General features: G+C 39.8%; 10 protein-coding genes. 2 read left to right on the top strand and 8 right to left on the bottom strand.

The window, feature by feature from the left end:
- Window positions 1-131 precede the first annotated feature (131 nt).
- From BCU84_RS01355 to BCU84_RS01335, 5 genes are all read right to left on the bottom strand, one after another.
- Window positions 132-1,325 (bottom strand): acetyl-CoA C-acyltransferase, encoded by a 1,194-nt coding sequence (locus BCU84_RS01355; protein WP_102526306.1) that lies wholly within the window; start codon window positions 1,323-1,325, stop codon window positions 132-134.
- A 297-nt stretch (window positions 1,326-1,622) separates the two neighbouring features.
- The gene (locus tag BCU84_RS01350; RefSeq protein ID WP_133146608.1) at window positions 1,623-3,593 is read right to left on the bottom strand and encodes a GGDEF domain-containing protein; all 1,971 of its coding nucleotides are present in this window, start codon (window positions 3,591-3,593) and stop codon (window positions 1,623-1,625) included.
- A 373-nt stretch (window positions 3,594-3,966) separates the two neighbouring features.
- Window positions 3,967-6,294: an immune inhibitor A domain-containing protein gene (locus BCU84_RS01345; protein ID WP_102526304.1), complete on the bottom strand. Its 2,328-nt coding sequence runs from the start codon at window positions 6,292-6,294 to the stop codon at window positions 3,967-3,969.
- A gap of 287 nt (window positions 6,295-6,581) precedes the next feature.
- A complete protein-coding gene (gene metA / locus BCU84_RS01340) occupies window positions 6,582-7,526 on the bottom strand; it encodes a homoserine O-succinyltransferase (protein ID WP_102526303.1) in 945 nt (314 codons plus the stop codon).
- Between the two features lie 95 nt (window positions 7,527-7,621).
- Window positions 7,622-8,035 carry a YbaY family lipoprotein gene (locus BCU84_RS01335; protein WP_102526302.1) on the bottom strand — a complete coding sequence of 138 codons (414 nt, stop codon included), beginning with the start codon at window positions 8,033-8,035 and terminating at the stop codon, window positions 7,622-7,624.
- A 126-nt stretch (window positions 8,036-8,161) separates the two neighbouring features.
- On the opposite strand from BCU84_RS01335, the gene BCU84_RS01330 reads away from it, so the two are divergent.
- Window positions 8,162-8,902, top strand: a complete 741-nt coding sequence (locus BCU84_RS01330) for an SDR family NAD(P)-dependent oxidoreductase (protein WP_102526372.1) — start codon at window positions 8,162-8,164, stop codon at window positions 8,900-8,902.
- A 99-nt stretch (window positions 8,903-9,001) separates the two neighbouring features.
- Here BCU84_RS01330 and ompW read toward each other — a convergent pair whose 3' ends face one another.
- Complete coding sequence (gene ompW / locus BCU84_RS01325; protein ID WP_102526301.1) at window positions 9,002-9,676, bottom strand: outer membrane protein OmpW; 675 nt, start codon at window positions 9,674-9,676, stop codon at window positions 9,002-9,004.
- A gap of 425 nt (window positions 9,677-10,101) precedes the next feature.
- Between ompW and BCU84_RS01320 the strand changes: the two genes are divergently transcribed.
- Window positions 10,102-11,214, top strand: a complete 1,113-nt coding sequence (locus BCU84_RS01320) for a hypothetical protein (protein WP_198589507.1) — start codon at window positions 10,102-10,104, stop codon at window positions 11,212-11,214.
- A 23-nt stretch (window positions 11,215-11,237) separates the two neighbouring features.
- Here the strand turns inward: BCU84_RS01320 and BCU84_RS01315 are convergent, their stop codons facing one another.
- Window positions 11,238-11,789, bottom strand: coding sequence for a nucleotidyltransferase family protein (locus BCU84_RS01315; protein WP_241906327.1), 552 nt, complete (start codon window positions 11,787-11,789; stop codon window positions 11,238-11,240).
- 219 nt (window positions 11,790-12,008) lie between these two features.
- A complete protein-coding gene (gene maiA, locus BCU84_RS01310; protein ID WP_102526299.1) occupies window positions 12,009-12,659 on the bottom strand; it encodes a maleylacetoacetate isomerase in 651 nt (216 codons plus the stop codon).
- Window positions 12,660-12,672: the final 13 nt, after the last annotated feature.

The raw sequence follows: 12,672 nt of genomic DNA, 5'->3' as shown, positions 1-12,672 counted from the left end.
GCTCATTTAAAGTTAAGTACTGGCTGCTGTTTTATTGTGGCTATATAAATTGCCAAGCTAGTCCAGTACTTACGTCTTGTTGAATTTCTAATCTTTTACCACTGTACTTTTTGTCATTAAAAACGTTATGACTAAACTTCAATCGCCATCGCAGTGGCTTCGCCGCCACCGATACATAATGACGCCACACCTTTGGTTAATCCTTTCGCTTTAAGCGCATGGATTAACGTCACTAATACACGTGCACCAGAACAACCAATTGGATGACCTAAAGCGCAGGCACCACCATTAATATTTACTTTTGATTCATCAAGTTGTAGCTCACTGATTGCAAGCATTGTCACCATTGCGAACGCTTCGTTGATTTCAAATAAATCAACGTCAGCCTTAGACCAGTTCACTTTGTCGAATAATTTATTCATTGCGCCTACAGGCGCGGTGGTAAACATTGATGGTTCTTGCGAATGAGTTGTGTGGCCTTTAATTGTGGCCATCACATCAAGCCCTAACGACTCCGCTTTTTCGCGGCTCATTAACATAAGTGCAGCTGCACCATCTGAAATTGAGCTAGAGTTTGCCGCTGTAATCGTGCCGTCTTTAGCAAATGCAGGTCGCAGAGTTGGAATTTTTTCAGGACGGGCGTTACCCGGTTGCTCATCAGTATCGATAGTGACATCACCACGGCGACTTGAAATGGTCACAGGCACAACTTCTTGCTTAAACGCGCCTGAATTAATCGCAGCGTTGGCTTTTTCAAGTGAGTTTAGGGCGAATTGATCCATACCTTCGCGGGTTAAACCAAAGTCATCTGCCGTTTTTTGCGCGAAAGTACCCATTGCACCGCCAGTGTAAGCATCTTCGAGTCCATCAAGGAACATATGGTCTAACACTTTGCCATGCCCCATACGCATACCGCCACGCGCTTTATCAAGTAAGTATGGTGCTTGTGTCATGCTTTCCATGCCACCAGCAATCACCACTTCGCTCGAACCCGCTTTAATTAAATCATGCGCCATCATGACGGTTTTCATACCTGAGCCGCAGACTTTATTGACTGTGGTAGCACCAACACTTAATGGCAAATCAGCCCCTAAGGTTGCTTGACGTGCAGGCGCTTGGCCTAAACCTGCTGGTAACACACAGCCCATTAACACTTCATCAATTTGTTGAGTATCGATATTAGTTTGCGCCACTAAGCCTTTGATTGCTGTCGCGGCTAATGTAGGAGATGTAACGGCTGACAATGCGCCTTGAAAACCACCCATTGGGGTACGTTTTGCTGCAACGATAACGATATCTTGTGGTGATGAAAGTGTTGTACTCATAACTTCTCCGCTGTAAACCGGCTTAACATGGCCGAGATTAATACACAGTAAAATGTGATCTAGTTCAATAATCACACTCTGACGTTTACGCTAACGTAAAGCAAGGGAAATCAGTTAAATAAACATTAAGAATTTTAAATCGCTGTCATTGAAAATTTACAAACAGGATAAGCAATTGAAAAAATTACATTTTAAAGGAGGATGAATGGCTTAGATCTCGTTTATCAATCTGACTACCAGGTCGTATGACTGCCAGCATTGTAGTTATTTGATCTTTATTTTTGTTTGGTTAGCTCATCATGCAGAAAACACCTGATTACGACCGCTGTTTTTCGCTTTATATAAGCCAGCATCGGCAGCTTTAATCATTTGAGCTAAGTTGTCAGAATCATCATGCTTAATACTCACCCCTAAGCTTATTGTAAACTCAAGGGTAATATCATTAAATTTGAATTGATGTTGTTCAATGCTGATACGTAATCGTTCAGCAACCTCAACGGCTTGGTCTAAGTCAGTGTTAGGCAAAATGAGTAAAAACTCTTCGCCACCGATACGACCCAGAATATCCGATTTTTTAAACCAGTGTCTTGCTTTACTCGCGGTCGCTTTAATGGCTAAGTCACCTACTGCATGCCCATATGTGTCATTAATAATTTTGAACTTATCAATATCAAAAATGATAACAGCGAGTGGTTCATTGCGCTTTTTAGCCAGTGCAAATAATTTATTGCCTTGTTCCATGGTATAGCGGCGATTGGAAATACCAGTCATATAATCAGTTTGAGAACGGCGTTTAAAAAAGCGTCGTGACTGCACTAAAAATGCCATCATCACCAATAAAACGGCAATGATTAACGCTGTTACCGTTAAGCTCAACTTAGAGATTTGCTGTTTATCTATTTCAGATTTTAATTTCAACAGATTAATCGACAGCTGGTTCTCGAGAATTTTAACCTCATACTCCGCAACTTTAGCACTGTGCTCTAACGAAGAATAAATCACATCTTTGTCCATAATCGACGCATAAGTTTTGCGTTCATTGCCTAAGCTAGTGAGTAAAATATTAAAACTGTTTTGATAGTCTTTTTGCGCAAATTTATCTAAAGCTAGGACCGATGTTTGCAAAAATTTGGGGCTTGATTGATAGCTATTGGAATGAATAAATTGTGACGCCATTTCAAATGCTTTATCCACTTCGTTTTGCTGCATATAACTTAAGGAAAGATAGCCGATGGTAATATCGATAAAAAATGTTTCATTGGTCTGCGCTTTAAGCTGCAAAGCACTGTGTAAATGCTCCACTGCTCGTTGAAAGTCTTGCTTAAAAAAATAGCTACGCCCCGCGTTATGATGAGCAAAAAACATAAAGTCATCGAATTCAGGGTGCTGCCTCGCCAAATCAAATAATCCAGCAACGGCTATTTCAGCCTGTTCCCAGTCAGACACTTTTATCGATTCACCCACCATATTGTGGAGCATATTAAACACATCTTGATGATCGTCGACTGAGCGCCATAAATTATATGCTTCACGAAAGTATTCGTAAGCGTATTTATGTAATCCGTTTGCGCGATAAATCGCTCCCGTGGAGTTATAAATCATCGCTTGTCGGTTAGCTGTAAATTGATGCTTCTTGGCTAACATCAAAGCTTCATCTAACCTTGATAAGCCTTCTTCAAAAATATCCACATCGGCATAGCAAAATGCGCTTTGGGTTAACGCTTTTACCAGAGTATCAGGTGAGTTTAATTGGCGAGCAAGCCCCAGCGCATGCTCTCTATCAGGGCAATAATCGGCTTTCACATTTGTTTGTAAATATTTGATAAAAGAACGCTCAATATACGCAATAACCAATAAGTCAGAAATGGGCTCTCTTTCTAGCATACTAACAATATGACTATAGCTATCGTAAGCATTATCAAGTTGATCAACAGCCTCTTGCTCTATTGCTAATAACACATAAAATTCGGCTTGTTGATGGACATCCCAATAGGCTGTTTCGCTCTTTTTCTCCATAAGAAAAGCTAACTTTTCATCAGCCAGCTCAATAGAGGATAAGGTTAATTTTAGTTGGTTAATGTCAGTGGTGGATTGTTCTGTGGGTTTAGGTTTTGATTTTTCTTTTTTAGAAACTGGACTAGCGTCTGGATTATTAGCTTCATTGGCTAATATAGGAAAACTGAATGACATGATGCATAGCAACATGATCAAGATGACGATAGGTTTATTGCTCGCGTTTAATTTATTCATGGAGGAATGAATTAGCACCAAATTTCCTTTTTATCTGCGAAAACCATATGTACCCTACGACAATCATATTTAATCTACGACAACTATTTTTAACCTGCTATAACCATATCAGTATAACAATTTAGCGGCGTAATAAGTTAACACTATACCAACATGGCTAGAATGTAATAAATACAACGATAAAACATATAGGTGTATACGCCAGTCTCTGCACCACTATTAAGTCGATAGAACTAAATCCAGGATAGTTAGCGTTTGAATTAACTAAAAAGAGTCAATTTCCCGCAGGTATCACCCAAATTGCTGTTTAATGAATTTTCTAAATTAAAATGTAAAAAAGCGCTGAAATCAGCGCTTTTGTATAATTTAATCCAATTAAATTTGAGTAAATCTACTTGGTAATCATTACTGCACCAACACTTCTGTCTTCACTTTGGTTTATTAACCGAATAGTTAAACCATACTCAGGAATATTACGCCCAGCATCTAACAAGTCACCGCCGGTATAATCTCTTGAGTCTCTGAAGGTACGTTGAGCACGAGTGCGGTTGTCATACATAGTAATGCCGTATTGCTCAGACAAATCGATAAACATTTTCTCTGGTCTATCTATTCTGAACGTTGCGTCGTGAATTTGATAACGAGTCGTCGCAATATTGCCATTACTCCAAGACAAGGTATTTTGATCTGCATCGACCACACCTAAGAAACCATCGCCAGGATGCACTCCAACCCAGTTGTCAGAATATTGATTATCAACATACCAAATCAACATACCTTTCTCATAGGTCATTGGCTGTCCGGCAACATTAATATGCTCTAAGCCGCTATCAACGCCATGATGTGTACGCCACTCAACCAGATAGTAATGCTCTGTTTCCGATGAACCTGAAGACACCTCAAAACCATTTAACATCATCACTTCTGGTGATGAATCTGCATTCGCAGTAAAGGTCTCAACGTCATCAACGACTAGATTAATATCATCAACATACATACCTGGGTTCGTTACCGCGCCATCAGTTTGATACATCACGTAAAGATTAAATGCATTGCCTGCAAGCGAGGTTAAATCAAACTCTGCATTAATCCATCCAGCTGAAACTCCGGTAATACCGTTACCTAGGTTGGTATCATTTGGATTGGTTGTAGAGGTAATATTGCCCTCTAGCATAACTTGTCCAAACTCGCCTACAGCCATGACATAGGCGTAATCCCAGTCTGTTTCGATATCGTACCAAGCTTGAAATTGCAGTGAAGCCGTCGTGGCATCGCTAAGATCAACAGCAACGCCCATTAGATTTTCCAAGTTATCGCCTGAACCACTGAAGTAAGCATATTCGCCACTCGTAGGCTCGGTAATCACTTGAACTTTATTAGGAAGAGTAACCTTAATGACATCATGATTTGTTCCTTTACTAGATGCTTGATCAAGTAAACCCACCACGCCACGACGAGGAATATCATCGAAATTAACGATTGCACCGTGCTGCCAATTTCCGCCTAAAGTGGCTTGAAGATGCTCTTTAGCAAAGGGACTAAAGCCAACAGGCTCAGTACCACCTAACTCACCAGCCCAGCTTCCTGAAGACATGACTGACCACATGGACACTGGCTCGCCTTCACCAGTGTATTGGGTATCATATTCATCAGGTAATCCTAAATCATGACCGTACTCATGGCTTATCACACCCACTGCACTATCGATGGGTGCAATGGTGTAATCAAATGCTCCCATTAAACCGCCCCAATATGGTACATCAGTATTTGAGTCTGGAATGCCGTATACGCCACCGAGGTTCCAGCGATGTGACCAAATAGCATCTTCGCCTACTTGACCGCCACCAGCCTCTTCACCCACGGCAGAATGGAACACCATTACGTGATCCACTAATCCATCAGGTTCCCAATAATTACCATCACCATCAAGATCATAGCGATCTTCTATATCAAATTGGCTTAAATCTAAACTCGGATCTAATGAGGCAGCAGTCAGCGCTTCTCGAATTAGGCTGCGGGCATCACCATCAACATTGTTGCCGTAAAATGCTGCTGGCATCGTTGCCATATACCAACCTGCAACATCACCAGTTACTGTGTAGCTATCACCAGATTGTTTTTCATAGAATTGTCTAAATGAATTGGCATGATGACCATTCGGAGCAACCCAACCATCATCACCAAATAAGATTTGGCGGTAGTGGTCTTGATTGTAATCCTCATAATACATGCCTGACTCTTCTGGCAAAATTGAGTTATGAACAAAGTCTGGAAACTCCATTAAAATAGCCAAAACTCGCGCTTCTCGAGTTGATCCATCATAAAGTTCTTCTTGAACGTTTTCAGGTGCGTTTCGAATCGAGCGCCCCGTTAAACTGCCTTTCGACGCTTCATGGCGGCGTTCCATTTTAGTTTTACTTTTAATTTCACTGGTCATTGAATAATGGCTGGTGATATTTGCATCTTGAGCTGCAGCGTTCACTATCGCTTCAGCTTGACGCTTTTTAAGATAGGTTTTTAATGCCGACTCCGCTTCTTTCAAGCTAGCTGACTGTGGGATTTTTCCTGACTTCTTAAGCATTTGAATCAGTTTTTGCTCATCAGCAATCACCATATCAAATGCGCCAGTTTGTGGTATGGGAGCATGCTCTGCTGCTTGCAAGCTTCCTGAGAGCCCAGCAATAGCTAAGGCTAGTGGGATTAATTTGTTGTTATTCAATTGAATACCCTCATGTAAAATTCAGTTCCGTTTGAAATTTCTACTCAGAAAGACTCAGCTGCGCTAACTAAGTATTCAAAAACCCTAACTGAAGAACTGCTGAGACGAAATAGACACAAGGACATTTCATTCCCAAGTATGAACCCAAGCTTAATACCTCATTCTTATGGGTATTTTACTGGTTTCAACATATACAAAAAGAGCCATCTAGTAAGACTAAATGGCTCAAATATTAAAGACTGTTTGTATATGATTTTGATAAAGCTACAAGTTAAACCATAACGAAGTTAACTTTTTGACTCCCAAGGCGTTCGGCCACTCATATCTGAAAGGTCATAAGGGGTAAGCTGATATACATAGTAGTTTAACCAGTTACTCACCAACAAACTGCCATGACTATGCCACCTAGCAATGGCCTCTTGACTCGGATCATCATTTCTAAAGTAATGAGTCGGCACTGATGGTTCAAGCCCTTGTTCAAGGTCACGTAAATATTCATCTTGCAAGGTCGATTTTTGATACTCAGGATGCCCCATCACAAACAAATTGCGACTATTACGGCTCAGTACAATGTAAGCGCCCGCTTGTTCTGATTCTGCAAGTACCTCAAGATCTGGATGTTGCTTAATGTCTGCTACATTCATTTCAGCAAAACGAGAATGTGGCGCAAAGAACTCATCATCGAAACCACGTAGCAGCGGATGTGGCTTTGTGCTGCGGCGGTGACAAAAAACCCCAGAACGTTTTTCATCTAACAATTTTCGATGTAAATCATAAAGATGAAATAAACCTGCATGTGCAGCCCAACAAAGAAAGAGTACCGAAGTGACATGTTGCTGTGACCAATCAATAATTTCTTTAATGTGCTCCCAGTAAACTACATCTTCAAAATCTAACTGACCGAGCGGTGCCCCTGTAATAATTAAGCCATCGTAGTTTTTACTTTTAACCGCTTCAAAATCACGATAAAAAGTATTCATATGGTCAATAGAGGTGTGTTTAGAGGCTTTATCATGAATGCGCAATAAGTCTACATCCACTTGCAGTGGCGTATTTCCTAGTAAGCGAAGTAACTGAGTTTCGGTTTCAATCTTATTAGGCATAAGATTTAAGACAAGTACCCGCATAGGACGAATATCTTGATTAGCTGCCCGGGTTTCGGACATCACAAAGATATTCTCTGATTCTAAAATTTCTGCAGCAGGTAAATTATCTGGAATTCTAACCGGCATTAAAAGCACCTTTTTTTACTGAATATTCGGTGCCATTAGCCTGACTGCAAATAATCACAAGTATTGGTAATAACCTGTGATTTTTGAAGTTACGCTTATCCACCGACCTTATTAACAACAACATTAACGGGTTGCACCTCGTCAATATTGACAATGTAAGACTGAGTATTGATAAACCACAGCTCGCCATTGACTTCTATTCTTGCGCCGATCGCATAGGTGTGACCCTGCTGAAACTGATCTCTGGTAATTTGGAACTCAAATGAATATGGCGTCATTGCGTTCTCAGACATCATTTCAGCCAACACAATGGCTTTGGTATCTTGTAAAGACACATCTTTAAGCTGCACTTTAATGACAGCATCTGCTGGTAAAGCGATACGTTCTCGGTAAGTGACATCACCAGAAACCGTCACTAAGTCATTACTAGAAGCACAAGCTCCAAGACCGACAATGATAGCTACCGATATCAACATTTTGCTTAAAATTCGCTTCACTGCATTACTCATGTCACTCTCCTTTATCATACATTAAGACTTCTGGAAGTCTATACGTCTCACGTTGAATAATATTCTTGCTTGTTATCGAAAGCAGTTGTTTTTATCATAGGTCATCATTTCGAAGCCATAAAGCGTATGACACAAGCAAACGCAATAATAGTGGGCGCTAGCTCACACCTTAGTAAAGAAATCGCCACTCGATTAGCGCAACAAAACGTTTCATTGGTGTTGTTTGTTCAAAACCCTGAAGATATGCAAGAGTTTGCAGATCAATTACCCACTAAAGTTGAAGTTTTACCTTTAGATATTGAGAACCCAAGCGCAATTATTAGCCAATTAGAAAAGGTTTGGTTAAGCATAGATGGCGCACATTTGGTTTTAGTCAATACAGGGCTTAATGGTTATCATGAATCGCTACCTTGGCAATTAGAGCAAGATATCATTGATGTCAACGTCAGTGGTTTTACTGCGATTTGCAATACCACCTTCCGTTTAATGCGTGAACAAGGTTATGGCCAAATCGCTGCGATCAATTCAATCGCTGGATTACGTGGTGGCCCTAGTGTGGCTTACCATGCATCAAAAGCCTATGCACAAAGCTACCTCGAAGGTTTGAGCATGCATGCGCAGCGATTAAAGCTTCCTATTACCATTACCGATATTCAATTAGGTTTATTGGATAAAGCAGCGATGCAGCAAAGTAAACTGTGGTTACCGCCTTTGCCTAAAGTGGCGGCGCAAATTATCAAAGCTATGCAAAAAGGTAAGCGAAAAGTATATGTCACTAAGCGCTGGCGCCTAATTGCTTGGATGACAATGTGTTTACCAGAATTTATTTACAATACTCGCCATTGGAAAACAAAAAAGAAGAAATAAGTTGATATCTGGCATATACGCTAATGCCCCATCATCTAAAACAAAAAACAGGAGCTTAGGCTCCTGTTTTAATGGTGTAAGTTATCTCGCTTAAGATAATTAGAACTTATAACCCACACTCACCATATAAACCCATGGATCGATATCAGTTTCAATCGTCACTGGGACAGAAACATCACCGCCTTCTGGAGCATAATTAAAGCTAGCATCGGTTGAGATCTGTGCGTACCAAACTGACGCATTCACCAACCAGTTATCATTAATGTTGTAATCTAATCCGACTTGAGCAGCCAATCCCCAAGAGTTAGACAAACTTAAATCAGATAAACGATCACCAACGCTATCGGTAATTTCATTATCAAAGAAATTGGTAAAGTTAACACCCACTCCCACATAAGGACGTAATTTAGATTGAGCATTTCCAAAATAGTATTGAGCGACTAAGGTTGGTGGTAAGTGTTTGGTTTCAGCCACTTTCATACCAGCAATTGAGATATCATGAGTAAATGGTGTTGCCGCTAGTAATTCAAGCCCCCAGTTATCAGTCAACATATAGCCAAAATTCAAACCAACTTGCGTATTATCATCAACAGAGAATTGTCCCAAATCACCTAAATCTGGAGTGACAACATTTTCGCTAGAATCGTTTGGTGCAACAGCGACTGCACCCACTCGAAAGATGAAATCACCTGCTTGATGAGCAAAAGCTGAAGAAGAAATCCCAGCAGATAGTAAGCTAGCGGTAACGAGGCTAAGGGCTAATTTTTTATTCATTATGACGACTCCATGTATGCAACATAATTAGTGCTTTTACGTAAACACATTTAACAATTGGCGCTACACTGCCAGAAATTCCCCGTAACAATATTGATATAGATCAACAAAAAGCCTTACAACTAAATAGGTAGTTACCAGCGTTGATCAAGATCACAAAAACCAAGCTTACTTTGATAAAGATGCTTTATATTTAGATGTTTAAAGTGATTATTCAGAGGTTTGATCTGCAAATGTCATTGATTATGCTTTTTGTATGTAATGCTTAAAGCCCGCTTAAAAATCACAATTTGTTAACACTAATCCCTGTAATTAATCATACAAACACTTTATTTACAGGAGCAATTGTTACTCTTAATCGATAGAGAAATGATACGATTGCGATACAAATGGAATTTACAGTAATAAGGCAGTGATCATTTTCAATGACATTACGATTGAACAGCCATTTATGGAAGATAATTTGCTCACTAGTGTTAACTGCTAGTCAAGCCGTTTCAGCAGCGCATACTGACCTCAGCCAATCAACAGCCCTTGACCAAGCGTTGACAACAAGTACTGATAATAAAGTCAGCACAATTGTACGTGCTAGAGATGAAACAGCTCCTGAGATCAATGAATCTGATGACATTAGCTCTGATGACATTCACACTAGTGATAATGTGCTTGTTGAGACAGAGCACTCCCCCTGCTACGATCATGCGCAATCAGACACTCGATTAGACAAGACCTTCGCCTACTTAAATACCAAGTTCTGCGAACCCGCCATTTGGTTTGATAGTTTTTTTGTTGACGAGCGAATAACAGATGATGCAAGAGCTGGCACTATTGTTCGTTGGTATAATGACTTTTCCTATTTTGAAAAAGAAGGTTTCAAATACCGCTCTAACGTTAAAGCGCATTTAAACCTGCCAGGTATGAGTAAAAAGCTTAAATTAATACTTGATTCAACAGGTGAGGACGACCCCTTTTCATTCATTAAAAGTCCTGATGATGACAATGAACGTGAAGTCGGTTTACGTTATGATTGGTATGCCAAAGAGCGAACCAGCTTTAATATTAAGGCAAGCTTTAAACCTAAAATTGAAGCGCGTTATCGTTATACCTACCCTATTTCTCAAAATACATTATGGCGATTTACACAAACGCTATATCAAGAAAAAAAAGTGACTGGCGAAACCTCAGAATTTGATTTCGAACATGCTTTTAATGAGTCATTTCTATTACGATGGAATAGTGCTGCTCAATATGAGAACAAAAATAATGGTTGGGAATTAGGTACAGGATTACAACTTTATCAATATCTTAGCGATACTAAAGCAATCAGTTATCAAGCGAGGATCAATGGTGTAACTGAGCCTTACCATTATATTGAAACCGCCAGTATCGGCCTAACATATCGTCAAAACTACGCTAGAAAATGGTTATTTTTCGCAGTAACACCTGAATATACATGGACTAAAGAAGACGATACCGCTGAGCGGTTAAACCAAATGGTCATTACATTCTCCATAGAAATCCTGTTTCAGAATGTCTAAGATTAATCAATTGAGGCCGGCACTTACAACTCTAACGATAATCTCGGGTAATGATTAAACCAAGGTTTGCTGGCTACACGCTTCATGAATGCTGACTCATCCGCTTTGGGGTTATAGTTAACCGTCAAGTTAAATACGCTTTCTAAACCAAATACAGACTCTACACATAGCTCACCCTCTTCATCTAATTTAACGGCTATAGCGGTTTGCTTTTCAGGCCAATATGACATGGCGTTCATGCAAGATGTATAAGCTGGGTGGTTATTTTTCTTATGCATTCTCGCCTGATTTTTGACAGACCAAGGTAAATTCATTTGCTCTGTTAATGCCAACTCAATCAGTTTGTCTCTATAAATACTGGTTTCTTCATGGCACCAATAAATAACGTCAATATCGTTCAATTTAGACGCAGGAGCATCGTGTAATTTGTCCCAGACTAAATTACGAACAAAGCCTGCGGCAATGAACCAATCTTCTACTTCATTTTCAGCAAAAAACTGCGCAGTTAACTTAAGCGCAGACATTCTCATTGCATCACTTAACAACCAATCTTTTAATTGTGCTTCATAGTCCATAATCAGTACCGACATTATCAAATGAGCAAAATTACCTAAAGTTAATAAAAGATAGTCTTATCAAGACATAGATAATACTCACTGAAAACCTAGATTTAGTCGGTAAAGCTAGCACATTATTTTTGATGGTTCACTGATTTAAATGTAAATATTAACGATTGCTAATGCAAATAATTCAAACTGATTAATAATTACACCTGTGCTCATTATACTTTTAAGTTAACTGACATCATGTTGTTGCTCAGGTGCGGCCTGTGCAAACGCTGGTAACTGATTACATTCGTTCCATATTCTAACAATGTTCGGATATTGTGATAAATCCACATTAAAGCGATAGGCATTATAAACCTGCGGTATTAAGCAAATGTCAGCCATTGTCGGGCTGTCACCAAAACAATATTTTCCTGCCGTTTTAGACAATTGAATTTCGAGCGCTTTAAAACCAAGATGGATCCAATGGTGGTACCATTTCATTTTATCTTCTTCATTTACGCCCATTTCTTTCACTAAAAATTGTAATACTCGCAAATTATCCAAAGGATGAATTTCACATGCAATGGATTGCGACATAGCACGAACAACGGCTCTGTCTTTAGCTGTGCTAGGCAAAATGGCAGCCTGAGGGTATTGCTCCTCAAGGTATTCAATAATGGCCATTGATTGGGTTAGTGAAAACTCGCCTTGTTCATCTTCATCGATAAAGGCCGGTACTAGGTGCTGCGAGTTAAGCTGACTGAACATCTCACTGTATTGTTCACCACCATTTTTAACTAAATGAACAGATATTTGCTCAGCATTTAGTTGTTTTAAATTAAGCGCTATACGCACTCTATAGGCCGCACTTGAGCGCCAGTAACCGAGTAATTTCATGGTATGTCCCTAT

This window comes from Shewanella sp. 10N.286.51.B7 (genome assembly GCF_002873615.1).
Classification (GTDB): domain Bacteria; phylum Pseudomonadota; class Gammaproteobacteria; order Enterobacterales; family Shewanellaceae; genus Shewanella; species Shewanella electrodiphila.
This window is presented reverse-complemented; position numbering and strand designations above follow the sequence as displayed.